25 protein-coding genes are annotated in these 26,088 nt (G+C 71.1%); 13 read left to right on the top strand and 12 right to left on the bottom strand.

Annotated elements, in window-relative coordinates; genetic code table 11:
* The 3 genes from FNH05_RS07355 to FNH05_RS07345 all read right to left on the bottom strand — a co-directional run.
* Positions 1–477: DUF2771 family protein (locus FNH05_RS07355; protein ID WP_246127590.1), on the bottom strand; the 477-nt coding region annotated here is incomplete at its 3' end.
* 10 nt (positions 478–487) lie between these two features.
* Positions 488–2,161 (bottom strand): MFS transporter, encoded by a 1,674-nt coding sequence (locus tag FNH05_RS07350; protein ID WP_144586568.1) that lies wholly within the window; start codon positions 2,159–2,161, stop codon positions 488–490.
* A gap of 41 nt (positions 2,162–2,202) precedes the next feature.
* Positions 2,203–2,982, bottom strand: coding sequence for a glutaminyl-peptide cyclotransferase (locus FNH05_RS07345; RefSeq protein ID WP_144586567.1), 780 nt, complete (start codon positions 2,980–2,982; stop codon positions 2,203–2,205).
* A gap of 114 nt (positions 2,983–3,096) precedes the next feature.
* Here FNH05_RS07345 and FNH05_RS07340 point away from each other — a divergent pair, with 114 nt between their 5' ends.
* Together FNH05_RS07340 and FNH05_RS07335 are read left to right on the top strand one after the other, a co-directional pair.
* Entirely contained in the window at positions 3,097–3,981 is an 885-nt protein-coding gene (locus tag FNH05_RS07340; protein ID WP_144586566.1) for a DUF3027 domain-containing protein, read from the top strand.
* Positions 3,978–6,725 (top strand): sacsin N-terminal ATP-binding-like domain-containing protein, encoded by a 2,748-nt coding sequence (locus FNH05_RS07335; RefSeq protein WP_144586565.1) that lies wholly within the window; start codon positions 3,978–3,980, stop codon positions 6,723–6,725. Before FNH05_RS07340 ends, FNH05_RS07335 begins: the two co-directional genes overlap by 4 nt.
* Before the next feature lie 71 nt (positions 6,726–6,796).
* Here the strand turns inward: FNH05_RS07335 and FNH05_RS07330 are convergent, their stop codons facing one another.
* Positions 6,797–7,084, bottom strand: a complete 288-nt coding sequence (locus FNH05_RS07330) for a DUF2530 domain-containing protein (RefSeq protein ID WP_246127589.1) — start codon at positions 7,082–7,084, stop codon at positions 6,797–6,799.
* Between the two features lie 50 nt (positions 7,085–7,134).
* Here FNH05_RS07330 and FNH05_RS07325 point away from each other — a divergent pair, with 50 nt between their 5' ends.
* From FNH05_RS07325 to FNH05_RS07315, 3 genes are all read left to right on the top strand, one after another.
* Entirely contained in the window at positions 7,135–8,592 is a 1,458-nt protein-coding gene (locus FNH05_RS07325; protein ID WP_144586564.1) for an NCS2 family permease, read from the top strand.
* A gap of 103 nt (positions 8,593–8,695) precedes the next feature.
* Positions 8,696–9,118, top strand: a complete 423-nt coding sequence (locus FNH05_RS07320) for a MarR family winged helix-turn-helix transcriptional regulator (RefSeq protein ID WP_144586569.1) — start codon at positions 8,696–8,698, stop codon at positions 9,116–9,118.
* 101 nt (positions 9,119–9,219) lie between these two features.
* Entirely contained in the window at positions 9,220–10,566 is a 1,347-nt protein-coding gene (locus FNH05_RS07315; RefSeq protein ID WP_144586570.1) for an MFS transporter, read from the top strand.
* Here the strand turns inward: FNH05_RS07315 and FNH05_RS07310 are convergent.
* From FNH05_RS07310 to FNH05_RS07295, 4 genes are all read right to left on the bottom strand, one after another.
* Entirely contained in the window at positions 10,520–11,515 is a 996-nt protein-coding gene (locus FNH05_RS07310) for a hypothetical protein (protein WP_144586563.1), read from the bottom strand. The two genes, FNH05_RS07315 and FNH05_RS07310, sit on opposite strands and share 47 nt — an antisense overlap.
* 108 nt (positions 11,516–11,623) lie before the next feature.
* Positions 11,624–12,451 (bottom strand): arylamine N-acetyltransferase family protein, encoded by an 828-nt coding sequence (locus FNH05_RS07305; RefSeq protein WP_144586562.1) that lies wholly within the window; start codon positions 12,449–12,451, stop codon positions 11,624–11,626.
* Positions 12,452–12,551: 100 nt separating this feature from the next.
* Positions 12,552–13,172, bottom strand: a complete 621-nt coding sequence (locus FNH05_RS07300; RefSeq protein ID WP_144586561.1) for a superoxide dismutase — start codon at positions 13,170–13,172, stop codon at positions 12,552–12,554.
* 237 nt (positions 13,173–13,409) lie between these two features.
* Complete coding sequence (locus FNH05_RS07295) at positions 13,410–14,909, bottom strand: glutamate-cysteine ligase family protein (protein WP_144586560.1); 1,500 nt, start codon at positions 14,907–14,909, stop codon at positions 13,410–13,412.
* 209 nt (positions 14,910–15,118) lie between these two features.
* On the opposite strand from FNH05_RS07295, the gene FNH05_RS07290 reads away from it, so the two are divergent.
* The gene (locus FNH05_RS07290; RefSeq protein WP_144586559.1) at positions 15,119–15,916 is read left to right on the top strand and encodes a TrmH family RNA methyltransferase; all 798 of its coding nucleotides are present in this window, start codon (positions 15,119–15,121) and stop codon (positions 15,914–15,916) included.
* 38 nt (positions 15,917–15,954) lie between these two features.
* The gene (locus FNH05_RS07285; protein ID WP_144586558.1) at positions 15,955–16,578 is read left to right on the top strand and encodes a DUF2537 domain-containing protein; all 624 of its coding nucleotides are present in this window, start codon (positions 15,955–15,957) and stop codon (positions 16,576–16,578) included.
* A gap of 28 nt (positions 16,579–16,606) precedes the next feature.
* Here the strand turns inward: FNH05_RS07285 and sepH are convergent, their stop codons facing one another.
* From sepH to FNH05_RS07265, 4 genes are all read right to left on the bottom strand, one after another.
* Positions 16,607–17,434: a septation protein SepH gene (gene sepH, locus FNH05_RS07280; RefSeq protein WP_144586557.1), complete on the bottom strand. Its 828-nt coding sequence runs from the start codon at positions 17,432–17,434 to the stop codon at positions 16,607–16,609.
* A 171-nt stretch (positions 17,435–17,605) separates the two neighbouring features.
* Entirely contained in the window at positions 17,606–18,730 is a 1,125-nt protein-coding gene (serC, locus tag FNH05_RS07275) for a phosphoserine transaminase (protein ID WP_144586556.1), read from the bottom strand.
* A gap of 12 nt (positions 18,731–18,742) precedes the next feature.
* Positions 18,743–20,092: a serine hydrolase domain-containing protein gene (locus FNH05_RS07270; RefSeq protein ID WP_144586555.1), complete on the bottom strand. Its 1,350-nt coding sequence runs from the start codon at positions 20,090–20,092 to the stop codon at positions 18,743–18,745.
* A 94-nt stretch (positions 20,093–20,186) separates the two neighbouring features.
* The gene (locus FNH05_RS07265) at positions 20,187–21,332 is read right to left on the bottom strand and encodes a citrate synthase 2 (protein ID WP_144586554.1); all 1,146 of its coding nucleotides are present in this window, start codon (positions 21,330–21,332) and stop codon (positions 20,187–20,189) included.
* Positions 21,333–21,580: 248 nt separating this feature from the next.
* On the opposite strand from FNH05_RS07265, the gene FNH05_RS07260 reads away from it, so the two are divergent.
* The 6 genes from FNH05_RS07260 to FNH05_RS07235 are packed head-to-tail and all read left to right on the top strand — an operon-like array spanning position 21,581 to position 26,040.
* Positions 21,581–21,883 carry an urease subunit gamma gene (locus FNH05_RS07260; protein ID WP_144586553.1) on the top strand — a complete coding sequence of 101 codons (303 nt, stop codon included), beginning with the start codon at positions 21,581–21,583 and terminating at the stop codon, positions 21,881–21,883.
* 13 nt (positions 21,884–21,896) lie between these two features.
* Positions 21,897–22,196 carry an urease subunit beta gene (locus FNH05_RS07255; RefSeq protein WP_144586552.1) on the top strand — a complete coding sequence of 100 codons (300 nt, stop codon included), beginning with the start codon at positions 21,897–21,899 and terminating at the stop codon, positions 22,194–22,196.
* Positions 22,193–23,911 (top strand): urease subunit alpha, encoded by a 1,719-nt coding sequence (locus tag FNH05_RS07250; RefSeq protein WP_144586551.1) that lies wholly within the window; start codon positions 22,193–22,195, stop codon positions 23,909–23,911. The genes FNH05_RS07255 and FNH05_RS07250 overlap by 4 nt, the downstream gene beginning before the upstream one ends.
* A gap of 11 nt (positions 23,912–23,922) precedes the next feature.
* Entirely contained in the window at positions 23,923–24,603 is a 681-nt protein-coding gene (locus FNH05_RS07245) for an urease accessory protein UreF (RefSeq protein ID WP_144586550.1), read from the top strand.
* The gene (gene ureG, locus FNH05_RS07240) at positions 24,593–25,303 is read left to right on the top strand and encodes an urease accessory protein UreG (RefSeq protein ID WP_144586549.1); all 711 of its coding nucleotides are present in this window, start codon (positions 24,593–24,595) and stop codon (positions 25,301–25,303) included. The genes FNH05_RS07245 and ureG overlap by 11 nt, the downstream gene beginning before the upstream one ends.
* Entirely contained in the window at positions 25,300–26,040 is a 741-nt protein-coding gene (locus FNH05_RS07235; protein ID WP_144586548.1) for an urease accessory protein UreD, read from the top strand. Before ureG ends, FNH05_RS07235 begins: the two co-directional genes overlap by 4 nt.
* The last annotated feature ends 48 nt before the right edge of the window (positions 26,041–26,088 follow it).

Here is a 26,088-nt window from a genome sequence, read left to right as displayed (position 1 = left end):
GGCGTAGGCCGCGCCCAGTTGCTGCACCTCCACCACGACCAACTGGCCCTGTGGGCCGTCCGGGGTGGCGGTGTAGGAAAGCCGGGTCCCCGGCGAGAAGTACTGCTGCTTGACGTTGAGGTTGCCCTTGGCGTCGGCGTACTGGACGTTGACCAGCCACGGGGTGTCCCGGATCGCGGCGGGCACCGAAATCTGCACCGGGGCCCCGGGGCGGACCTTCAGCGTGACCGCGGCATCGGGGTACTTGTCGCAGTCGCGCACCAGTACGTCACAGTGGAGCACCGGTTTCGCGTTCACCGTGTGGCCGTCGCCGTAGAAGGTGACTTCGGGCGGGCCCACGGAGGTGGCGCAACCGGTCACCACGAGGGCACCGGCGGCCAGCGCCGTCAGCTTTCCCGTGCGCCGCCGGCGGCCGTGCACCACCGCGCCCCGATTCCCCCGCACCACGTCCTGTTGACTCACCCGACTGTGCCGCATGGGGGGAACATTACGAGCCGGTCGTGCGGACCGGCTGTTCGGCCCTTCTCCTCGTGGCCCACGACACGAGCGAGCCGCCGCGCCGCAGCAGCACCGTCTGGGTCAGGCCGAGAGCCAGTAGCAGCGACACCACCAGGAAGCCGACCCAGTAGATCGGCGGGAGCAACAGCCCGATCGCGCCGCCGAGGCACCAGGCCAGTTGCAGCACCGTTTCGGAGCGGCCGAACGCCGAGGCGCGCGACTGTTCGGGCAGGTCGGTCTGGATCACCGCGTCGAGGCTGATCTTGGCCAGCGCGCTGGCCGTGGCGCCGACCAGGCCGACCACGGCCGCGGTGGCGATCCCGGCGAGGACGGTGGCGAGCACGGTCGAGCCGAGCGCCGCGGCGAGGGAGCCGATCACGACCTGCCCCGGGTGGCCGAAGTGCAGCCGCGAGCCGAGCGCGTTGCCCGCGAACCCGCCGATCCCGGCGGCGGCGCCGATCACGCCGAGCAGCAGCAACTGGGTGAACGGGGTCTGGCCGGTGCTTTCGGCGTGCGCCTTGACCGCGAAGGCCGCGAACATCATCAGAAACCCGGTGAGCACGCGGATGGCGGCGTTGCCCCACAACGAGAGCACCACGTCCGGACTGAGCGGCTGCCGCTTCTTCGGGCCGGGGCGGGCGTTGAGCGAGGTGGGCACCTCGCCCTCGGTGACCTCCACCCACGACGGGATGCGCATCGACTGCACGGCCGCGGCCACGCAGACCAGTGCGGTGAACCACAGTGCGCCCGCCGGGCCGGTCAGCGCGTTGACCCCGCTGGCGATCCCGCCGAACACCCCGCCCGCGGCCAGGCCGAAGACGGTGAGCCGCGCGTTGGTCTTGGACAGGGTGATCTCGGGCGGCACCACGCGGGGGGCGACCGCGGACTTGAGCACGGTGTACGACTTGGACAGCACCATCATGCCCAGTGCGGCCGGGTACAGGCCCCAGTCGTCGAAGTGCAGCGCCATGAGCACGGCCATCAGGCCCTGGCCGAGCGACGACAGGCACATGGCCAGCCGCCTGCCCCGCTGGATCCGGTCCAGTGCCGGGCCGATCACCGGGGCCACCAGCGCGAACGGGGCGATGGTGATGAGCAGGTACAGCGCGACCCGGCCGCGGCTCTCGCCGCTGGTGGCGGCGAAGAACAGGGTGTTGGCCAGCGCCACGGCCATGGTCGCGTCGCTGGCGTAGTTGAGCATCACCGCGTAGGTCAGTGCGGCGAGCCCGGACTTGTCGGCCCCGTCGGCCCTGGTGGCGCGCTGGAACACGCCGACCGCCTTGCCGCCGAGTTCACGGCTCCGCAGTGCGGCGACCCTGGTCACCGTGATCTTCTTCGGCAGCCGGGGGACGCCGGAGGGAGCCTCCAAGCGGCTGTGGTGCGTTTCCTCGTCCCGGGGTGGCTGCACGCCAGGCGGGTAGCCGTCGGTGTCGTAGTGCTCGTAGAGCGGTTCGGTGCGACGCGGCGGGGGCGGGTTCAGGCGTTCCGGCGGGCGCGGTGGGTAGGGCCGCGCCCCGCGCGCGGGTGGCGGCGAGCGGAAGGCACGCGTCGGCGGCTCTTCCGCCGGGCGCCCCGGGGGCTCGGCGTAGAAGGGGCTGGGCGTGCTGGGTCGCCAGGGCTGACCGGCTCCCGGTTCCGGCGTCCACTTCCGTTTGCGACCCACGGACCAATCTTGCCCCAACCGGGCGACGCCATGCCGCCTGATCAGCTGGTGCCGACGAATTTCACCCGGAACATCGTCGGCCACAGCTTCCCGGTGACGAGGAACTCGTCCGTGCCGGGCACGGCGGCGATCCCGTTGAGCACGTCGGCGTGGGCCTGCTGCTCGGGGGTGAGCAGGCCGGAGGCGTCGATGATGCCGGTCACCTCGCCGGTGGCGGCGTCGATGCGCAGGATGCGGCCGGTCTGCCAGACGTTGGCATAAACGGTGCCGCCGACGCATTCCAGCTCGTTGAGCTGGTCGTACGTCTCGCCGCCCGAGTGCACGGTGACCTCTCCGAGCGGGGCGAAGGTGACCGGGTCGCGGAAGGTCAGCCGGTCCGAGCCGTTGCTCATCACCAGGCGGCCGCTGTCCTGGTGGCACAGGCCCCAGCCCTCGCCCTGGTAGGTGACGCGCCGCTGTTCGGCCAGTGTGCGCGGGTCACGGGCGATGGCGACGCCGTCGCGCCAGGTCAGTTGCCACAGCACCCCGCCGGTGACGGTGATGCCCTCGCCGAACAGGGGGGCCGGTATCGCCGCCCGCACCGACGGCGGCTGCCCCGCCAAAGCCGCCCTGACCTCGGAGTGACCCTCCAGGCCGGTGCTCTCGTAGAGAAGGCCTCCGGAGAATTCGAGCCCTTCGGTGAACGCGGAGGTGTCGTGCGGGAGGGTGCCGAGCACGTCGACCTTCAACTGCGGGACGCGGGAGGCGGCCTGTGAGGACCCTGCCGCGCAGCCGGTCAGCGCCAGCCCCAGAGCGAGTGAAATCGTGGCGAGTGTGCGCATCGGCTCACCCTGACACGGACCCGTACCTCCCGCCCAGCGGTCCACTCGGCCGGGTGGCACCCGGCGACCAGCCCCGACTCACCTTTCCTTCGCTCGTCGCGTCACAATGAACTCATGACCCTGCTGCTCACCCTCGATGACGGTTCCGTCCAGCGGGCCCTCGCCGACGCCGTCGAGCTCGCCCGCGAGGCCGCGGTCGAAGAGGCCGGGGCTGAGCAGGTCGGCGCCCACGCGGGCGTCCACCGTGAGGACGCGGTATCCGCCAGTCACCTGTTCGAAGCGGCCGTTCCCGGTTACCAGGGCTGGCACTGGTCGGTCACGGTGGCCGCGGCAGGCCCGGACGCCCCGGTCACGGTGAGCGAAGTCGTCCTGATGCCGGGGCCGGACGCGCTGACCGCGCCGAAGTGGGTGCCCTGGGAGCACCGGGTGCGCCCCGGCGACCTCGGGGTGGGCGACATCTTCCCCACCGACGCCGAGGATCCGCGGCTGGTGCCCGCGTACCTGCAGTCCGACGATCCGGCGGTCGAAGAGGTCGCCCACGAGGCCGGGCTGGGCCGCGTGCACGTGCTGTCCCGGCTCGGGCGGACCGAGGCGGCGACCCGCTGGCGCAACGGCGAGTTCGGCCCGCGCTCCGACATGGCGCGCAGCGCGCCGGAGGCGTGCGGGACCTGCGGCTTCTACCTGCCGCTGGCGGGATCGCTGCGCGCGGCCTTCGGCGTGTGCGGCAACGAGATCTCCCCGGCCGACGGCCGGGTGGTGAACGTCGAGTACGGCTGCGGGGCGCATTCCGAGATCGAGGTCGAGCTGACCTCCTCGGTGCCGGTGGCCGAGCTGGTCTACGACGATTCCCTGCTCGACACCGAGCCGCTGGACAACGAGCCGTCCGCCGCGGAGACGCCTGACGGGGAGGCGTCCGACGGGGAAGCGGCCGAGGCCGGCGAGACGGTGGAGGCCACCGCGCAGGACGAGGTGGCCGACGGAGACGGCTCCGCCGAGTGAGCACACCCGAGCGGGATCCGTTCGGCACGGAGGCCCTGCGCGCGTCGGTACTGCGCGCGTGGGCCGATTCGCCGACCCGGTTCACCGAAGACACCAACGCCGAACGCGATCTGAGGGTGGGTGCCTACCGGGATCGCCTGCTGGTGGAGCTGGCGCAGAACGCGGCGGACGCCGCGCTGGCCGCGGGCGTGCCGGGCAGGCTCCGCGTCGAGCTCGCCGGAGGCGAGCTGAGGGTCGCCAACACCGGGGCACCGCTGGACGCCGTGGGGGTGGCCTCCCTGGCTTCGCTGCGCGCTTCGGCCAAGAGTGGCACCCAGGACACCGTGGGGCAGTTCGGGGTGGGCTTCGCCGCCGTCCTCGCCGTCACCAGCGAACCGCGCGTGGTGTCGCGCACCGGTGGGGTCGCCTTCTCGGAAGCGCGGACCCGGGAGGCGGTGGGACACGAGCCGGGACGGGACGGCGGGGTGCCGGTGCTGCGACTGCCGTGGCCGGTCGAGGAGGCGGTGCCGGAGGGGTTCGACACCGAGGTCCGGCTGCCGTTGCGGGAGGACGTCGATCCCACCGCACTGTTCGCAAGGCTCACCACCGAGGTCGAGGACCTGCTGCTCGCCCTGCCCTGGCTGGCCCGCGTCGAGGTGGGCGACTCGGTCTGGGAACGGTCGGCCGAGGACGAACAGGTGGTGATCTCCGCGCCGGACGGCACGGTCCGCCGCTGGCTGGTGCAGGGCGCGCCCGGCGGGTTGTGGGCGGTGCCCGTGGACTCCGGGCCGGTCCCGCTGGAGAGCGACGTGCTGCACGCGCCGACCCCGACCGACGAACGGTTGTCGCTGCCCGCGCGCCTGATCGCTTCGGTGGCGCTGGAGCCCTCGCGGCGGCGGGTCCTGCCCGGCGCCGATTTCACCGCACCGGCCCGCGCCTACCCCGATCTCGTCCGCCGGTTCGAGCCCGGACAGCGGCTTCTTCTGGTGCCCAGGGCCGGTTTCCCACTGTCCGAAGTGGACGCCAAGCTGCGGGAAGCGGTGCTCGCCGAGCTCGCGGCCCAGCCGTGGCTGACCGCGAAGGCGGGCGAGATCGCGCCACGGCGGGCGCGCGTGCTCGACGTCGAGTCGCCCGAGCTGGCCGCCATGCTCGGCGAGGTGGTGCCGAGGCTCGTTTCGGTGTCCGGGCCGGAGGCGGTCCGGGTGCTCGCCGCGGTCGGGGCGGAGCGGCTGGAGATCCCGGAACTCGTCGAACTGCTCACCGGGGCCGAGCACCCTCCTGGCTGGTGGCGCTCGCTCTACGACGTGCTGCTGTCGCTGGTGGAGGCCCACTGGGTGAGCGAGGAGGACCTGGGGGCGCTGCCGGTGCCGCTCGCGGACGGCCGCACCCTGCCCGGGCCGCGTGGCACGCTCCTGTTCGGCGCCTCCGCGGAACTGCTGGACCTGTTGGCCGGCGCCGACGTGGTCGGGCTTCGGCTGGTGCACCCCGAAGCGGCGCATCCCTTGCTGGAGCGGCTGGGCGCGCGGGAGGCCGGGCCCGCGGAGCTGCTCGAAACGCCCGCGCTGCGGGACGCGGTCGAGCGCAGTGCCGAGGACGCACTGTCCGGTTTGGACATACGGCCGCTCGTGGAAGCGGTGCTGCGCCTGGTTTCCGAGACCGGTGGGGAAGGCCTCGGGGCGTTGGCCCTGCCCTCGGAGGAGGGCTGGCGCCGGGCCGGCGAACTGGTGCTGCCGACCTCGCCGCTGCTGAGGGTGTTCGATCCCGAAGCGCTTGGCGAAGAGGGTCCGCTTTCGGTGCTGGACGAGGAGTTCGCGCAGCGCTGGCCGTCCAGGGTGCTCACCGCCGTCGGCGTCCAGGACTCCTTCACCGTGACCGCCGAGGGCGTCCGCGATCTCGACCTCGTCGCCGACGACGCGTGGCCGGAGGCGCTGCGGCTGCTGGCCGCGGAGCGGGACACCTGGCAGGAGCTCACCACGGGCCCGACCGGGCACTGGCTCGCGCGCAACGCGCTGCTCGCCGGGCACGCACCGGACTGGTGGCGGCTTCCGGAGGCGGACGCGCTCGCCGGGCTGTACGACCCGGTGCCGGACGTCGGGATCCGGGCGGACGTGCTGGCCGCGGCCGGGGTGCGCGCGGAACTCGTCGTCGACGACCTGGAAGACGCCGCCGATCTCCTGGACCGGCTGGGCGATCCGGCGCGGGTGGTGGCTCCGGGCCTGGTCGCGCGCGCCCACACCGAGCTTGCCAAGGCGGATCTGGACTGGGCGGAGCTCGACGCGCCGGAGCGTGTGCGGGCGCTCGACGGCACGGTGGTCGACGCCGAGCATGCGGCCGTGCTCGACCGGCCCTGGCTCGCCGCGGTATGGCCGACGGGACGGCTCGTCGCGGTCCCGGAGGGGGCGGAGTACCTCGCGGAGCTGCTGGATGTGCCGCTGCTCAGCGAGCTCGTCTCGGCGCGGCTGCCGGAGGGTGAGTACGTACCGTGGGCAGAGTTGACCGCGATCTGTCTGGCCGCGGAGCTGCTGGACATCCCGCTGCCCGAGGGTGGGGTCGTGGTGCACGAGGAGTTGATCGTCGAGATCGACGGTGTCAAGCACGACGCGCCGTGGTGGGTCGAAAGTGGCTCGTTTCACGGGGAACATCACGCGGAGGACACCCCGGCCGCGCTGGCGAGGGCCTTCGCCTGGGCGTCCGGCCACTGGGCGGACCGCCACCTCATCGAGACGCTGCTGGACGACCCGGACCCGCTGACCCTCTACACCTGACCGCGGTGCCCGTGGTGTCCACAGCGCAACGTGGCTGTCGGACTACCGACTGGTAATGCGACCTGACCTGGCTAGATTCCGGTCTGCGCGGAGCGGGAGCCGCGCCGGGCCGCGGCTCGCTGCCAGGTCATAATGCCCATGCCGATGAGGCTGAGCACGACGCCGGCGACGCAGGTCCACAGCCACACACTCGGCGAGTGACCGAATCCGAGGTCGTGGATCGCGAACGCGACGACCCCGGCCAGCCACGCGAAACACCCGACCACGACGATCGGGAACAGCGCGGTCAGGCGGGCGGGCAACTCCGGTACGGGACGCAAGGAGACCTTGCCGTCCCCGCCCTTGCTCGGATCGGTCACGTCAGGAAGGCTACCGGCGGGTCACCATCGAGCACCACGAAGGCGGAGGCATGGTCGCGCAGGACACGCGGTCGGGATTCGACCGTTTATTCAAGATCAGCGAAAGGGGGTCGACCACCGGCCGCGAAATCCGCGGCGGACTTGTCACCTTCGTCACGATGGCCTACATCATCGTGCTCAACCCGCTGATCATCGGCAGCTTCTCCGCCGGCGACGCCTCGGCCCACAAGGACGTCCTCGGCGGCATCCTGCCCGCGAACCAGGTGGCGGCGGTCACCGCGCTGGTCGCCGGGGTGCTGACCATCATGATGGGGCTGATCGCCCAGTACCCGTTCGCCATCGCGACCGGGCTGGGCATCAACAGCCTGCTCGCGGTCACCATCGCCCCCCAGGTCACCTGGCCCGAGGCGATGGGCCTGGTGGTGGTCGAGGGTCTGATCATCGTGCTGCTGGTGCTCACCGGCTTCCGCACCGCCGTGTTCAACGCGGTGCCCGCGGCGCTCAAGTCCGCGATCGCCGTCGGCATCGGCCTGTTCATCTCCTTCATCGGCCTGGTCGACGCCGGGTTCGTGCGGCGGCTGCCCGACGCGGCGAACACCACGGTGCCGGTGGGGCTGGGCATCAGCGGCTCCATCGCCTCGTGGCCGACCGCGGTGTTCGTGGTGGGCCTGCTGCTGACCGGGATCCTGGTGGCCAAGCGAGTGCGCGGCGGCATTCTGCTGGGCGTGCTCGGCACCACCGTGGTGGCGATCGTCGTCGAGTCGATCGTGCACGCGGGCCCGTCCATGGGCACGAACCCGAAGGGCTGGAACCTGGGCTACCCGGCCCTGCCGTCCAAGGTGGTCGGCCTGCCGGATCTGTCGCTGGTCGGCGACGTGTCGTTCGGGGCGTGGACGCGGCTGCCGGTCATCACCGTGGTCCTGCTGGTGTTCACCCTGGTACTGGCCGACTTCTTCGACGCGATGGGCACGATGACCGGCCTGGCCCAGGAGGCGGGCCAGCTCGGCAAGGACGGCCAGTTGCCGCGAGTCGGCCGCGCGCTGTTCGTGGAGGGCCTCGCGGGCGCCGCGGGTGGTTTCGGTTCGGCCAGCTCCAACACCGTGTTCATCGAATCCGCCTCCGGTATCGCGGAGGGCGCGCGGACCGGTCTGGCCAACATCGTCACGGGTGTGTTGTTCATCGCCGCGATGTTTTTCACACCGCTGTACGCGTCGGTGCCGGTGGAGGCGGCCGCACCGGCGCTCGTGGTGGTCGGCGCGCTGATGATCCGGCAGGTCAAGGAGATCGACTTCACCGACTTCTCGGTGGCGCTGCCCGCCTTCCTGACCATCGTGGTGATGCCGTTCACCTACTCGATCGCCAACGGCATCGGGGCCGGTTTCATCAGCTACGTCGTCATCCAGGCGGTCACCGGCAGGGCCCGCAAGGTCCACCCGCTGATGTGGATCATCGCCCTCGCGTTCGTCGCCTACTTCGCCGTCGGCCCGATTCAGGCCGCCCTGCGGTAGTTCCCGTGGCAAATCAGGGCCGTGAGGGACCCCCTCACGGCCCTGTTTGTTCGTACGGCAAAACTCTTCCGGGATCGTGAGGTATGCTAAGTATGTGTCCGATATGCGGGAGCGTGCCCTGGCGGGCCGGCTGAGGCTGGCCGTGGTGCGGCTCAACCGCAGACTCCGGGCACAGCGGACCGACCAGAACGTCTCGCTCACGCAGATCGCGGCACTGTCCACGCTGCACAAATGCGGGCCGCTCACACCGGGCAGGCTTGCGGCCAAGGAAGGCGTGCAGCCGCCGTCGATGACCAGGGTGATCGCCGCGCTGGAGGAGATGGGTTACGTGCGCCGTGGCCCTCACCCCACCGACGGCAGGCAGTCGATCGTCACGCTCACCGAGAGCGGGCTGAAGTTCATCGACGAGACCGTCTCCGCACGGGAGGCCTGGTTGGACCGCAAATTGGCGGAACTGAGCGGTGACGAGCGGGAAACACTCGCTCGCGCCGCCGAGATCATCGACAGGATGGCGGGGAACGAATAACGGTGCGGCCGAGAACGGGTAGCCAAGTCCAGAAGATCACCACTACGACGACAGCTACCCGGGGACAGGCCCCACCCGGCCGGATCCCGCGCAAGTCCGGCATGTTCGCCTCGTTGCGGGTACGCAACTACCGGCTGTTCTTCTCCGGCCAGGTCATCTCCAACATCGGCACCTGGATGCAGCGCATCGCGCAGGACTGGCTGGTTTTCGAGCTGTCCGGCAACAATCCCGTCGCGCTCGGCATCGCGGTGGCCCTGCAGTTCGCCCCGACCGTACTGCTGTCCCTGTGGGCGGGCGTGCTGGCCGACCGGGTCGACAAGCGGCGGCTGAGCCTGTTCATCCAGAGCGGGATCGCGCTGCAGGCGCTGGTGCTCGGGCTGCTGGACACCGCCGGGGTGGTCACCCTCTGGCAGGTCTACCTGCTGTGTGTCGTGCTCGGTGTGTTCAGCGCGCTGGATGTGCCGGTGCGCCAGTCGTTCGTCGCGGAAATGGTGGGACGCGACCAGATTCCCAACGCGGTCGCGCTCAACTCCGCGGTGTTCAACATGGCCAGGATCGTCGGGCCCGCGATCGCCGGGTTCGGCATCACCGCGGCCGGTACCGGCTGGATGTTCCTGGTCAACGCGATCAGCACGCTGGCCGTCATCGCCGGTCTGCTGCTGATGAAGCCGGACCGGCTGGTGCGCGGCCGAACGGTGCCGCGCGCGAAGGGGCAGTTGCGGGAGGGTCTTGCCTACGTGCGGGGCCGCTCGGACCTGGTCGCGGTGATGGTGCTGGTGTTCTTCGTCAGCACCTTCGGGATCACCTTCTTCACGTCGCTGGCGATCGTGGCGCGCAACGTCTTCGGCACCGCGGCCGACGGGTACGGCCTGCTGTCCACTTTGCTCGCTGTCGGGACGTTCACCGGTTCGCTGATGGCCGCCCGGCGTGGGGCGAAGCGCAAGCCGAACGTCCGGCTGCTGCTGATCGCGGCGGGCAGCCTCGGCGTGCTGGAGACGCTGGCCGCGTTCATGCCCACCTACCTGGTCTTCGGGATCGCGCTGATCCCGCTGGGCTTCGCCACGATCACGTTCCTCAACACGGCCAACGCGCTGGTCCAGACCGCGGTCAGCGCCGAGATGCGGGGCCGCGTGATGGGGCTGTACGTGCTGGTCCTCATCGGGGGCAGCCCGATCGCCGGGCCCATGGTGGGCTGGATGGCGACCACCTTCGGCGGCCGCTCGCCCTTTTCCATCGGCGGCGTGATCTCCGTGATCATTGCGGTGGCCTGCGCCGCCGTGCTCGCCCGCCGAGGCGGGGTGACCTTCCCGGGGCGTCGGCTGGCCGGTCTGCGCGTGTTGTTCTCCCGGTCCGAACCCGTCGTCGAGCTCCCCGTCGAACGTCGCGCGGCGCCCCGCCGGGTCAGCGCGCGAGCAAGGACGGCAGTACCGACTCGGCGAGCGCTCTGAGCGCCTTGCCGTCACTGCCGCCGCTGAAGCCGACCTCCTGGGCGGAGTCGTCGGTGAGCTTGACCGCGACCAGCTTGTCGGTGATCATCGCCGGCCTGCCGGCCAGCGTGTCCGGATAGACGCGGGGCGAGACGTCGTCGGTGTAGACGGCCTCGACCCCGCGCACGGTGCACCGCCCGTCGAACCGGGGCTTGGCCGTCCCGCCGAGTTCTCCGAGCAGGGCGGTGCACAACTGCCAGGAGATCACCGGCCACGGCGAGTCGGCGATGCCGTGCTCCGGCACCGGGGCCTGCTTGCGGAAGGCGATCGTCTGCGCCGCGTTCTGGGTGGGCAGGCTGGGCCCCGGGGCCATCGTGGCACGCACGACCTCGGTGGCGAGGGAGCCGGCCAGTTCGTCCGGTGCCTGGGTGACCGCCGGTGCGGTGGGGCTCGTCCGGCCGACCTCGACCAGGAGGAAGGGGTTGATCTGCGGCGTGGGGGCCGCCGAGGTCAGCCGCACGTCGAGCCGGGCGTTGACCTCCGGCGCCAGGGACTCGGCCTCGCCGGTGAGACCGGCGACATCGACGGTGTGCGGATCCTCCAGTGCGGCGGGCGCGGCGGCCAGCCTCAGGGTCACCTCGTGGGTGGCGGTGATCGCGTGACAGGCGCCGTCGCGGACCTCGCGCAGCGTTTTGGACCCCAGCAGCGCATCCCAGCGCTGCTGGCTGAGGGCCTGGCAGAGCACGTGCGGCCCGGTGTCCGGTGGCAGTGCCGTGAGCATTTCCCCGCTGGGAATCGGTACCGCGCGCAGGGCCTGGCCGCCCTTGGACGGCCAGATCGCGGGCAGCGTTGGCGCGGCGGCGGGCCGGTCGCGGACGTCGCGTGACCACAGGTAGCCCGTCGCGGTCGCCACCGAAGCGAAGGACAGCAGCACTCCCACCACGATCACGAGCACGGTCGACGTCTTCACGGACTGCAACCTATCGGGTGGCGGACCGGACGGAACGACGATCCCCTTGCCACAGCGATTCAGGTTAGGCTAACCTTATCGATATCCGCTTCGTGGTGGGAGCGGCAGTCAGTTCGGGAACGAACGTTGCCCCGTCGCCGGGAAGGATCCCGGCGACGGGGCTTCGTGCAGTTCGATCCCGAACAGGGTGCGATAGGCAGGCACGATCTCCGCACCGTCCAGCATCCGCTCGATCCGCTCGCCGTCCACCGTCTCGATCAGCCGGTCCCCGGCGAGGGTGACGCGACCCTGCTCGGTCGCCCGCGAGCAGGTCAGTCCCCGCGTGAAATGCGAGTCCGGTGAGGTCGCCTGCCACCAGCAGGTCGGGGCGAAATCCGCGAGTTCACGCGGGCGGCGCTCCAGCCGGTACGCGGGCTTCCCGTCGTGGTGCACGTCGATGTCGCCGTCCGGGGCGTCCAGCAGCAGGAACTCACCGTCCGGATCGGACTGGGACTCGCAGGCGTTCCAGCGCAGCGGGTGGCGGCTGAACCGGCCGAACCCCACGTCCACCAGCCACGGCTCGTCCAGGTCCACCCGCAGGGCGAGATGGTCGAACGGCGCGCCGAGGCTGCCGCCCTCGCCGTACACCCTGCCCGAGAGCAGCGAGACCTCGAATCCCAGTGCCCGCAGCAATGCGGCGAAGGCCCCGTTCAGCTCATAGCAGAACCCTCCGCGATGCCTGCGCACGATCTTGTCGAACAGTGCGCCGGAGTCCAGATCGATTCGCTCGGGCAGGTGCACGCTGAGGTTTTCGAACGGCACCGACAGCAGGTGGCGCTCGTGCAACTCGCGCAAGGCGGCGGCGGAAGGGGCGGCGGGACGTGCGGCGCCGATGCGCGCGAGGTAGGCGTCCACATCGAACGGAGCGCCAGGACGGGGGTGGGAACGGCTTGGCATGGGCCTACCGTCGCACCTCCACCGTGGTGGAGGTCAAGCCGATAAAAAACGGGGTCCTTCCGCAACGGGAAGGACCCCGGGGGTCAGGCTCGAACCGGTTTCAGACCAGCAGGCCGTTGCCGCCGGAAACGGCGTTGTCGAACCGCTTGCTGATCTCGCCCCAGTTGTAGATGTTCCACAGCGCCTTGACGTAGTCCGCCTTGACGTTCTTGTAGTCGAGGTAGAAGGCGTGCTCCCACACGTCGACCAGCAGGACCGGCACGGTCGGCAGGATCAGGTTGTTGTGGTGGTCGCGCAGCTGCTGGGTGATCAGCGTCTTGCCGATCGGGTCCCAGGACAGCGCCGCCCAGCCGTTGCCCTGGATCGTGGTGGCGACCGCGGTGAACTGGGCCTGGAACTTGTCGAACGAACCGAACGCCTCGTCGATCGCGGCGGCCAGCTCGCCGGTCGGCTTGTCGCCGCCTTCCGGCGACAGGATCTTCCACCACACGACGTGGTTCGCGTGACCGGCCAGGTTGAACGCCAGCGTGGTCTCCAGGCCGACGATCGAACCGAAGTCGCCCTTCTCGCGCGCCTCGGCGAGCTTGTCCAGGGTGTCGTTCGCGCCCTTCACGTAGGCCGCGTGGTGCTTGCTGTGGTGCAGCTCGTTGATCTCACCCGAGATGTGCGGAGCCAGCGCACCATAGTCGTAGTCAAGGTCGGGAAGCTCGTACCGGGCCATCAGCCCTCCTTCTTGTTCTGCCGCAAAATCCCTGCGCTACCAAACTAGTAGCTACCGTATCCAGTGGCTAACCGGGGAGCGGGCCGTCCGCGATCCGGGATGCCGCCAACGGACAGCCTGCAAGCTCCAGCTTGCTGGAGGTCAAGTGTAAGGGTGATCACGAAAAAAGCCTGCCGGGAAGTTTGCGTGGCGGTGCGGGTGGCGGAAGGTGTGCGGGGTGCCGGCCACGTGGCGTGATCAATCCTCCAGCGGCCAGGTGTGCACGGGTTCCTCGGTCCGGGCCAGTTCGAGATAGCGGGAGAGCATCGCCGACAGCGCGGTGTCGCGGTCCGTGCCGGCCCGCTGCGCGCGCGCCACCGTCTCCCGCTGCCACCACGCGCCGTTGCGGCGGGTGAGACACCGCTGCTCGATCACGCCGAGGAACCGGTTGATCGCCGACTCCGAAACGCGTGCCCGGCGCAGACCGTCGTAGGCGAGCGGGAGCAGCACCCGCAGCATCAGCTCGTCGGGGTGCAGCCAGCCGAGACCGGGCCAGTACAACTGCGCGTCGAAACCGTTGCGGGCGCCCGCGTAGAGGTTCTCCTCCGCGGACTGGAAGGACATCCGTGTCCATACTGGACGCTCTGCCTCGGCGAGCGCGCGCTGTGCGCCGAAGAAGAACGCCGCGTTGGCCATCATGTCCACCACGGTCGGCCCGGCGGGCAGCACCCGGTTTTCCACCCGCAGGTGCGGTCTGCCGTCCATCACGTCGTACACCGGGCGGTTCCAGCGCCACACCGTGCCGTTGTGCAGCCGCAGTTCGGTGAGCTTCGGGGCCCGCCCCGCCGCCAGTGCCTCCAGCGGGTCCTCACCGTCGGTCTCCGGGAGCAGGCCGGGGAAGTAGCGGACGTTTTCCTCGAACAGGTCGAAGATCGACGTGATCCACCGCTCGCCGAACCACACCCTCGGGCGCACGCCCTGGTTCTTCAGTTCCTCGGGGCGGGTGTCGGTCGCCTGCAGGAACAGTGGAATGCGCGTTTCGTGCCACAGGGCCTTGCCGAGCAGGAACGGCGAATTCGCGCCCACCGCCACCTGCACCCCGGCCAGGCACTGCGCCGCGTTCCAGTGCGCGGCGAACTCCTCGGGCGCGACCTGCAGGTGCAGTTGCACCGAGGTGCACGCCGCCTCCGGCAGGATCGACTCCGCCGAGGTGCGCAGCCGTTCCGGCGGACAGCCGGTCAGCGCGGCGCCGTCCATGGACAGCGTCATCTCCTCGCCGCGCGCCGCGAAGATCTGGTCGTTGAGCATGGTGTAGCGGGTGTTGTTGGTGATCCACTTCTGGTCGAAGTGGTCCGGGGTCAGGGTCGGCAGGATGCCGATCATGGCGGGCCGGGCGCCGGATGCGCCCGCCTTCTCCTCCGCCTTTTCGATGTATTCCCGCAGATCGTGTTCGAGGGCGAGCATCGAGTCACCGGCCAGCGGCCGCGGCGGCACGTTGATTTCGATGTTGTGCTGGGACAGTTCGTTGGTGAAGGACGGGTTGTCCAGCGCCTCCAGCACCTCGGCGTTGGTCATCGACGGGCGCATCGCGGCGTCGACCAGATTCAGCTCCACTTCCAGCCCGATATGTCTTCGGGGAAAGGAGAAGCCGCCCTCCGACAGCATCATTCCCAGCGTGTCGAGGCACCGTTGCACCTTGCGTCGGTACCGCGCCCGGTCGCGGGGATTGAAGCCGTCCGCCGAGAGATCCTGGCCCATCTGCTCCCTGCTTCTCCTGGTATCGCGGGCATCGCGGGCTCATCGACCACTATGCCTGGCGGACCACCGTGACACAGCATGTCCGCCGTCGGTATCGGCCAAATTGGTACAGTCGGCGATCCTCGCGGGCACCGGTGCGAAGCTGCGCCGTTCGCCCTAGCGGGACCCGGCTCGTTCGGAGCAGCGGCCCCGAGGCCACACTCATCCCTGTGGCGCAACTGATCTCCACCGAAGACGTGGCCGACCCCCGGCTCGACGACTTCCGCGAGCTGTCCACCGCCGACCGCCGCCCCGACCGTCCCGGCGGTCGCGGACTGGTGATCGCCGAGGGCACGGTCGTCGTCCGCCGCTTGCTCGCCTCGGATTACCCGGTTCGGGCGGTTTTAGGCGTGGCCCGCCGGGTCGAGGAGCTCGCCGGGGACCTCACGGGGATCGACGTGCCCGCGTACGTCACCTCCGCCGACGTGATGGCGAGGGTCGTCGGCTTCCACCTCAACCGCGGGGTGCTGGCCGTCGCCGACCGCGCCCCGCAGCCCGACGCGGCGGGGATACTGGCCCGTTCCCGGGTCGTCGCGGTCCTGGAAGGCGTCGGTGACCACGAAAACCTCGGCGCGCTGTTCCGCAACGCCGCGGCGCTCGGCGTCGACGGCGTGTTGCTGGGGCCCGGCTGCGCCGATCCGTTGTACCGGCGCAGCGTGCGGGTCTCCATGGGCAACGTCCTGCGCGTCCCGTTCGCCGCGCTGCCGGACTGGCCGGAAGGCCTGCAACTGGTGCGGCGGCACGGTTTCCGGATCGCGGCACTGACTCCGCGGGCCGATTCGATCACCCTGCGTGAAATTGGGCCGGGGAAGGTGGCGCTGCTGCTCGGTTCCGAGGGACCGGGGCTGACCCAGGAGGCCATCGCGGCCGCGGACGTCGCGGTGCGCATCCCGATGACCGAAGGCGTCGATTCGCTCAATGTGGCGACAGCCGCCGCAATAGCCTTCTACGAGGTGTCGGGCCGGTAGATTACGGACGTTCGCGAGCGCGGGAGGTGGAGGAAGCGTTGGAGCTGCGGATTCGCGGAGAGCGGGCGGTGCTCAAGGGGCACGGCGATGCCTACACACGCGAGATCGATCCGCACAGCCTCGCCCTGGGGCCGGAACTTTCCGATGCCCTGCACGAGTGGGCCAGGGTCGGCGCCGCGGTGCGGCGGGCCGCCGAGAACGGCGACCCCGGCGAGGCGGCCGGGGTCGTGACGCGGCGCGGCCAGCAACTCGCCGCCAGGGTGGCCACCGTGATGGGCACCCCGGTGCACTACGTCGACCCGGTGACCGACGAGGTCAGCGTCATCCCGCCACAGCCGCCGGCGCAGCGCGCCGCCCCGTCGCTGATGCGGCAGTTGTTCGGCGCCACCCACGTCGGGACCGAACCCACGCCGTGGGCCACCGGGCTGGTGGTCTCCGCGTTCATCGCCGTGGTGGCGGTCATCGCGATGCTCTCGCTCGCCGTCGCGCTGGCCGCGGAGACCGCGGGCTGGGTGGTGCTGCTGGCCTCGGCGGTGGTCACCGCCGGGCTCACGCCCTCGCTGTGGCTCGCGCGGCGGGTGCCGATCGTCCGGTGGATCGCCCTCGGGGCGGCCGCCGGCTGCGTGCTCGCCTGGTTCGGCATCGTCCCCGTCGCCCTGTGACCTGCCCGGGGTGCGCACCCCGGGCAGGTCAGCCGCGGTGGGAGCGGACGCCGAGAAGGACGTCCTCCCAGGCCGGGACGGCCGGGTGCGGTTTCTTCGCTCTCGGCCTCGCCGGGCTGGGCACGCCGGAGGCGGGCGGCACGGCCTGGTCCGGGATGGACGGCGACACCTGCCCCAGCGTCGCCTCGGCCTGAACACCATCGTCGGGCTCGGTGATGCCACCGTCCGCCACGGTGTCCTCGCCCGCCTCGGTCACGGCGCGCAGTGTCCGCGGGGCGCGGTTCGGGTCCAGCAGCTCCTCGGCCTGCTCGTCGAGGGCGGTCACCGTGCCCCCGTGGGCACCCGGCGCGAAGGACCAGTGCGCGCTCATGTCGGAGCGGCCTGCCTGCCAGCGCAGCGCGACGACCCATCGGCCGTCCTCGCCCTTCCACGAGTCCCACTCGGCCTTGCCGTAGTCCTGCCCGCGCACGCCGAAGGCGTAGGCGACGACCTCGCCGAGCGTGCGCACATCCGGGCCGTCGTCGCGGACCGGGTGCGCCTGCTGCGCCAGCTCCGCCGTGCGGGAACGTTCGAGCAGGACCGGGTAGGCGAAACGCTCGACCCGCTGTTCGGGCACACCCGCACTCGCCGCCACCTGCTGGACGGACTCCCCGGCGCGGATCCGGGCCTGGATCTCTCGTGGTCGCATCGTCTTCTCCGCCTCGATCTCGATCTGGCCGAGCCGCGTCAGATCGCCCCTCGCGGCCGCTCGCAGTCTCTCATCGGCGGGGAGGAGGAACCGCTCGCCGCGCTCAGGGTCTTCGCACACGATGGACTTACCGTCCTCGTGTATCCCGACAACCCTCAGCGCTCGCATCAGCGGCCTCCTCCAGACATCATCTTCGTCGGTTCTCACGGTAAGGCGGCGCGTCGCCTTGACGGGAGAGGCGCGCCGATACCAGCGGACCCAATTGTGTGAGGTTTTCCGGACGCACGAAGGCCACCGCCGCGGCCATGGCGCGACGGTGGCCTTCGGGTTCGCCGGACGTCAGTCGGCCAGGTGCTCGACGACGTACTCGATGCAGCTGGTCAGGGCGGTGACGTCGCTGGGTTCGATGGCGGGGAACATGCCGACGCGCAGCTGGTTGCGGCCCAGCTTCCGGTACGGCTCCACGTCCACGATCCCGTTCGCGCGCAGGACCTTGGCCACCGCCGAGGCGTCCACCTCGTCCACGAAGTCGATCGTGCCCACGACCTGCGAGCGCAACGCCGGGTCCTTGACGAACGGCACCGTGTAGCTGGTCTCCTCGGCCCACTCGTAGAGCCGGTCCGAAGAGTCCTTCGTGCGGGAGACCGTCCACTCGAGCCCGCCGTTGCCCAGCATCCACTCGATCTGGTTGGCCAGCAGGAACAGGGTCGCCACCGCGGGGGTGTTGTACGTCTGGTCCTTGCGGGAGTTGTCCAGCGCGGTGGTCAGCGACAGGAACTCGGGGATCCAGCGGTCGCCGGAGCCGATCTCGGTGACCCGCTCCACGGCGGCGGGCGACATCAGGGCGAGCCACAGGCCGCCGTCGGAGGCGAAGCACTTCTGCGGCGCGAAGTAGTACACGTCGAAGTCCTCGGCCTTGACCGGCAGGCCACCGGCCCCGGAGGTGGCGTCGATCGCGACGAGGGCGCCCTCGCTGCCCGCGGGCCGCCGCACCGGCACCGCGACCCCGGTCGAGGTCTCGTTGTGGGCCCAGCCGACGAGGTCGGCGCCCGTTTCGTAGGCGATCTCGGGGGCGCTGCCCGGCTCCGAGGAGACCACGATCGGGTCGGCGAGGAACGGGGCGCCCTTGGTCACCGAAGCGAACTTCGAGGAGAACTCACCGTAGGTGAAATGCTGTGACCGTTCCCGCACCAGGCCGAACGCGGCCGCGTCCCAGAACGCGGTGGTGCCGCCGTTGCCCAGCACGACCTCGTAGCCCTCGGGCAGCGAGAACAGTTCGGTCAGGCCCGCGCGCACCCTGCCGACCAGGGACTTCACCGGCTTCTGGCGGTGCGAGGTGCCCAGGTAGTGGGCGCCTTCGGAGGACAGGCTGGCGAGCTGCTCCGCGCGGACCTTCGAGGGCCCGCAGCCGAAGCGGCCGTCAGAAGGCTTGAGTTCAGCGGGAATGGTCAGCTCAGCGGTCATGGGTCCAGTCTGTCACGCCCGCCAGCCCGCCTTGTCGACCCCGCCGGGGATCGGGGCGGCCGGGTCGTACGGGATGCGGGTGAAGATGAAGGTCGCGAGGTCCAGGTGGGACGGGACGCCCTCGGCGTCACGCCCGACGCGCAGCGTCTCGCCCGCGTAGTAGCCGTCGAGGCCGAGCCACTCGTCGCGGTCCACCGGACGGAACCGGGAGGCGCGGCCCGCCCCGCTGACCGGGGTCAGCTCGAACATCCCGCCGGGGATGAGCCTGAGCAGGAACGGGGTCGGTCCCCAGTGCCACAGGCCGGTCAGCGCCAGCAGGCCCGGATCGGTCTCCACCGGCTTCCATTCCGCCGGAAGGTTCGGCTCGTGCTCGTCGGCGATGGTGATCAGGTCGATGGCCAGGGTGAGGATCGCCGGACCGGAGGTGGTGTTGGCCATGGCGAGTGCGCCGGTGCCGCTGCCGGTGTCGACGATGGTGCAGGCGAGGAAACCGGGCATCGAACCGGTGTGGCCCGCCAGCCTGCGACCCTGGTGCCGGACCAGTTGGAAGCCGAGGCCGTAGCCGGCGGTCCAGGTGTTGGCGTCGTCGACGGTGGCGACGGCCCGCATCTCCGCCACGGTGTCCGGGTGGAGGACGTCGCCGGTGTGGCCGCCGACGAAGGCGGTCCAGCGCGCCAGGTCGTCGACCGTGGACCACAACTGGCCCGCGGGCGCCATCGCCCCGGCGTCGTGGCTCGGTTCGGGGAGCAGCACGTCGGCGAAGGGATGCACCGCCCAGCCGCGCGCGTGCCTGCCCTGGGGGTGGCCGGTGGTGCGGGTCATGCCGAGTGGTTCGAGGACTTCGGCGCGCAGCGCGGACAGCCAGTCGGTGCCGCGGTAGCGGGCGACGACCTCGCCGAGCACGCCGTAGCCGACGTTGGAGTAGTGGAAACGGCTGCCGGGCCGGTTCTTCACCGCGTTCGTCGCGAGGCTCGCCTGCAGCGCCTTCCAGTCGCCGCCGGGGCTGCGCTCCCACCAGGAACCGGGGGATTCGGAGGTGAGACCGCCGGTGTGAGACAGCAGTTGCGCGATCGTGGACGAGCCGAAACCGGTGCCGGGCAGATGCTTGTCGAGCGGGTCGTTGAGGTCGAGCCTGCCCTCGTCGCGCAGCCGCATGACCAGTGCCGCCACCATCGACTTCGTGATCGAGCCGAGCCGGTACTGGGTGTCGTTGCCGGGTGTTTCACCGTCGACCAGCCCCCGTGTACCGGACCAGGCCGGCTCACCGTTGCGGACGACGGCGGCGACGATCGAGGGGACGCGGGCGGCCGCCTGCTCGGTGGCGAGACGGCGCAGCAGGGCGAACTCGGTGCTGGGCAGCATGCCGGACATTCTGCCCGCCTGCCCCTCGCGGGGCGACGGCGCGGCGTGCCGTGAAGGGACCCTTCACGGCACGCCCGAACTGGACTTTGTGGGGTCAGGCGATGGCGTCCCAGCCCTCGACCTCTTCGGGCCGGCGCGAGGCGGGGCCGACGTAGGTCGCGGACGGCCGGACGAGACGGCCGGTGCGCTTCTGCTCCAGGATGTGCGCGGCCCAGCCCGCGGTACGGGCCGAGGTGAACATCGCGGGCATCATGTGCGGCGGCACCTGGGCGAAGTCCAGGATCACCGCGGCCCAGAATTCGACGTTCGTCTCGATCGGACGGTCCGGGCGGCGCTCGCGGAGCTCGGCCAGCGCGGCCTGCTCCAGTTCGGCGGCCACCTCGTAGCGGGCGGCGCCCAGTTCCCGGCAGGTGCGGCGCAGCACGCGGGCCCGCGGGTCCTCCGCGCGGTACACGCGGTGACCGAAGCCCATCAGCCGCTCCTTGCGGTCGAGGATGTCCTTGACCACCTTGCGGGCGTCGCCGGTGCGCTCGACCGCTTCGATCATCGGCAGCACGCGGGCGGGCGCCCCGCCGTGCAGCGGGCCGGACATGGCGCCGATCGCCCCGGACAGCGCCGCCGCCACATCGGCCCCGGTGGAGGCGATGACCCTGGCGGTGAAGGTGGAGGCGTTGAGGCCGTGTTCGGCGGCCGACACCCAGTACGCGTCCACGGCCTTGACGTGGGCCGGGTCCGGCTCGCCGCGCCAGCGGACCATGAACCGCTCGGTGATCGTCTTCGCCTCGTCCACCCGGGACTGGGGGACGGCGGGCCTGCCGATGCCCCGCGCGGACTGCGCCACGTACGACAGGGCCATCACCGAGGCGCGGGCGAGGTTTTCGCGCGCTTCGGCGTCACTGATGTCCAGCAGGGGCTGGTAGCCCCAGATCGGCGCGACCATCGCGAGCGCGGCTTGGACGTCCACCCGTACGTCACCGGTGTGCACGGGCAGCGGGAAGGGTTCGGCGGGCGGCAGTCCGTGGCCGAACCGGCCGTCGACCAGCAGGCCCCACACGTCACCGAAGCTGACCTTGCCCGCCAGGTCCTCGATGTCGACGCCGCGGTACCGCAGCGCACCGCCGTCGCGATCGGGCTCGGCGATCTCGGTGCGGAAGGCCACCACGCCTTCCAGACCCGGTTTGAAGCCGTCGTCCGGTTCGGAGGCGGCCTTGGTGTCTGCAACAGGCGCTGAGGTAGTCACGGTGAGACCTTTCGATGCGCGTTCCCCGACGGGTGCCCTCTGTACGTCCCGGGTGCGAGGGACACGCGCGAGCGCGCCTCGTCGCACGGACGAACCACACGATGCCCCTCGAACGAGCGAGGAGCAATCGAAAGAAGTGGTGGTTTCGGTCACGATTACGAGAACGATTCAGTGAACAGCCGCCTCATCGTGTAAATCCTGTGTTTCTCACCTGGGTGCGGGTGTCACACCGGTGATAGACCTGCCCCATGCACCTGAGCCCCCAGGAACGGGACAAACTCCTGATCCACGTCGCCGCGGACGTGGCCCGCCGCAGGCTCGAGCGAGGCGTGAAGCTGAACTACCCGGAGGCGGTGGCCCTGATCACCGACTACGTGCTGGAGGGCGCCCGCGACGGCCTCGCCGTCACCGATCTCGTCGCGGGCGGGCGCAGCGTGCTGTCACGCGACCAGGTGCTCGACGGGGTGCCGGAAATGGTCGATTCGGTGCAGGTCGAGGCGACCTTCCCGGACGGCACCAAGCTCGTCACGGTCCACGCCCCGATCGTCTAGCGGGAGGCCTGCCATGGTGCCAGGAGAGATCATTCCGGCGGCGGAGCCGGTCGAGCTGAACCCCGGGCGGCCGCGTATCCGGATCCGGGTGGGCAACACCGGCGACCGGCCCGTGCAGGTCGGCTCCCACTACCACTTCGCGCAGGCGAACCCCGCGCTGGAGTTCGACCGGGAGGCCGCGCGCGGGCGGCGGCTCGACATCCCGGCGGGCACCTCCGTGCGCTTCGAACCCGGTGTGGAGCGTGAGGTCGAACTGGTGCCGCTGGCGGGTAACCAGGTGGTTCCGGGACTGCGCCGGGAAGGTGAAGCGTGAGCAGCATCGATCGTGAGCGTTATGTCGAGCTCTTCGGCCCGACGACCGGGGACCGCATCCGGCTCGCCGACACGGATCTGGTCATCGAGGTCACCGAGGACCGCAGCCGCGGCCCGGCCGCCGGGGACGAGGTGATCTTCGGCGGGGGCAAGGTGATCCGCGAGTCGATGGGCCAGGGCATGGCCACCCGCGCCGAGGGCGCTCCCGACCTGGTCATCACCGGTGCGGTGATCCTGGACCACTGGGGGGTGGTCAAGGCCGACGTCGGGATCCGGGACGGCCGGATCGCCGGGATCGGCAAGGCCGGGAACCCGGACACGATGGACGGGGTGGATCCGGCGCTGGTGATCGGCCCGTCCACGGAGGTGCTGGCGGGCAACGGGAAGATCCTCACCGCCGGCGGCATCGACTGCCACGTGCACTTCATCTGCCCGCAGCTGGTGGACACCGCGCTCGCGGCCGGGCTGACCACGCTGGTGGGCGGCGGGACCGGACCGGTGGAGGGCAGCAAGGCCACCACGGTCACGCCCGGTGCGTGGAACCTGGGCCGGATGCTGCGCGCGATGGACGCGATGCCGGTCAACGTCCTGTTGCTGGGCAAGGGGAACACCGTCCGGCACGAGGCCATCCGGGAGCAGCTGGAGGCCGGCGCGGGCGGGCTGAAACTGCACGAGGACTGGGGGTCGACGCCGGCCGCGATCGACGCGGCGCTGACCGTGGCGGGTGAGTACGGCGCGCAGGTGGCGATCCACACCGACACGCTCAACGAGGCCGGTTTCGTCGAGTCCACAGTGGACGCCATCGCCGGGCGCTCGATCAACGCCTACCACACCGAGGGCGCGGGCGGCGGGCACGCGCCGGACATCATCAAGGTCGTCGGGCTGCCGAACGTGCTGCCCTCCTCGACCAACCCGACGCGGCCGCACACGGTGAACACCCTCGAAGAGCATCTCGACATGCTGATGGTGTGCCACCACCTCAACCCGTCGGTGCCGGAGGACCTGGCGTTCGCGGAAAGCCGCATCCGGCCCACCACGATCGCCGCGGAGGACGTGCTGCACGACCTCGGCGCGATCTCCATGATCAGCTCCGACTCGCAGGCGATGGGCCGGATCGGCGAGGTGGTCATCAGGACCTGGCAGACCGCGCACGTGATGAAGCGGCGGCGCGGCGCACTGCCCGGGGACGGGGCCGCCGACAACCTGCGTGCCCGGCGCTACGTGGCCAAGTACACGATCAACCCCGCGATCGCCCACGGCATGGCCGGGGAGATCGGTTCGGTCGAAGTGGGCAAGCTCGCCGATCTGGTGCTGTGGGACCCGAAGTTCTTCGGGGTGCGTCCGCACGTGGTGCTCAAGGGCGGTTTCCCGGCGTGGGCGGCGATGGGCGATGCCAACGCCTCGATCCCGACCCCGCAGCCCGTGCTCGCCCGGCCCATGTACGGCGCGCAGCCGTCGGTGGCGGCCGCGAGCAGCCTGCACTTCGTGACCGGTGCGGCGGTGCGGGCCGGGCTGGCGGACCGGTTCGGCCTGCAGCGGCGGCTGGTGGAGATCGCCGACACCCGTTCGGTCGGCAAGGCGGACATGGTGCTCAACGACGCGCTGCCCGACGTGCGGGTGGACCCGGACAGCTTCGCCGTGCACGTGGACGGCGAGCTGGTCGAACCGCGACCCGTGGGTGAGCTGCCCATGGCGCAGCGGTACTTCCTCTTCTGAAGGACCGACCGATGGACGCTGTTTCGCTGCTGCTGGCCGACTCCCGGTTCCCGGGCGGCGGGCACGTGCACTCCGGCGGGCTGGAGGAGGTGGTGGCGCGCAAACTGATCACCGCGGAGCGGGATCTGCCCGGCTTCCTGTACGGGCGGCTGGCCACCGCGGGGGCGCTGGCCGCGGCCTTCGCCGCGGCCGCCGCGCACGCCGCGCGGCGGGGTGTCCACAGTGGATACTGGCGGCGGCTGGACGCGGAACTCGACGCCCGCACCCCGTCGCCGGCGCAGCGGGAGGCATCCCGCGCACAGGGGCGCGGCACGGCCAGGGCGGGGCGGATCGCCTGGCCCGCGGTGAACGAGCTGCTCGCGGTGACCCCGCGGCCGCACCATCCGATCGTCGCCGGGGCGCTGGCCGGGGCCGGTGGCGCCCTGCCGCGGGCCGCGGCACTGACCGTGGCCTACCTGTCGGTCAGCGGACCGGCCAGTGCGGCCGTGCGCCTGCTGGGGTTCGACCCGCTCACCGTCAACGCGATGGTGGCCGGGCTGGTCCCCGAACTCGAAGCGGTGGCCGACGAGGCCGCCGCTACCGCCGGTGCCGATCCGGCCGGACTGCCCGCGCCCGGTGCGCCGGCACTCGACCTGTTCGCCGAAGCGCACCGGCGGCATCACAAGGAAGAGGTGCGTCTCTTTGCCAGCTGAAACCGGTCACGGCCACGGTCACGGTCATGGTCACGTCCACCCGGTCAACTTCGACCCCACCGTCGCGGAGCCGGATCACCACGACGCCGCGCCCACGCACGGCCGCGCCTACCGCATCGGTATCGGCGGGCCGGTGGGCAGCGGGAAGACCGCGCTGGTCGCCGCGTTGTGCCGGGCGCTGGGTGACGAGCTGAACCTGGCCGTGGTGACGAACGACATCTACACCACCGAGGACGCCGACTTCCTGCGCAAGGCCGGGGTGCTGGCGGCCGACCGGATCGAGGCGGTGCAGACCGGGGCCTGCCCGCACACCGCCATCCGCGACGACATCACCGCGAACCTCGACGCGGTGGAACGGCTGGAAGAGCGTTTTCCCGGACTGGAACTGGTGATCATCGAGAGCGGGGGCGACAACCTGACCGCGGTGTTCAGCCGGGGCCTTGCGGACAGCCAGGTGTTCGTGGTCGACGTCGCGGGCGGCGACAAGGTGCCGCGCAAGGGCGGGCCGGGGGTGACCACGGCCGACCTCCTGGTGATCAACAAGGTGGACATCGCCCACCTGGTCGGTGCGGACATGACCGTCATGGTCTCCGACGCGCATCGGATGCGCGGCGACCTCCCGGTGATCTCGCAGTCCCTTGTGGACACTCCTGACGCGCCTGCGGTGGCCGCCTGGGTGCGGGGGCAGCTGGCGAAGTGAAGGCCGACGCGCGGCTGGTGGCCGAGTTCCGGGACGGGCGGACCGTGCTGCGGGAGCTGAGGTCGCAGTCGCCGCTGACGCTGCTCCCCCAGCGCGGCCGGCCCGGTGCCGGGGCCGTGGTGCACCTGGTCAACTCGGCCAGTGCCCCGCTGGGGGGCGACGAGCTGACGCTGACCGTGTCGGTCGGTCCCGGTGCGCGGCTGCGGCTTTCGGGGGTGGCGGCGAGCTTGGCACTGCCGGGACCCCGCGGGGGAGGCAGCCGCTCGGGTGTCCGGGTGGAGATCGAAGGCGGCGGTGTTTTCGAGTACCTGCCGGAGGCCACCGTGATCACCGCGCGGGCGGAGCACACCGCCGAACTCGACGTCGTGATGGCGGGGGACGCGCGGCTGCGCACTCGTGAGGTGCTCGTGCTCGGGCGCGCGGGAGAACGGCCCGGACGGTTGCGCACCAGCCAGCGGGTGGTGCGGGACGGGGTGCCGTTGCTGTACCAGACCCTCGACATCGGGAAGCTGGACGCGAGCATCGCGTACCTGGCCGGTCGACGGGTGCTCGCCACCGAGGTGCTGGTGTGGGGCGAGGACCCGGCGGAACCGGCGGGCGGCGACTGGTGGTCGATCACCCCGCTGGCCGCGGGCGGCTCCCTGCTGACCGCGCTCGCCCACGACGCGGTGACCGCGGTCGGAGATCTCGAACTGGCGAGGAGATTTCATCCCGGTCTCGATCTGCCCGCCCGCTGAGCTCGCCTGATCCTTCGGAATCGAACCGACCTGCGGTGGGGCGGCGGG

The sequence above is a fragment of the Amycolatopsis rhizosphaerae genome (genome assembly GCF_007713715.1).
GTDB classification, from domain to species: domain Bacteria; phylum Actinomycetota; class Actinomycetes; order Mycobacteriales; family Pseudonocardiaceae; genus Amycolatopsis_E; species Amycolatopsis_E rhizosphaerae.
This window is presented reverse-complemented; position numbering and strand designations above follow the sequence as displayed.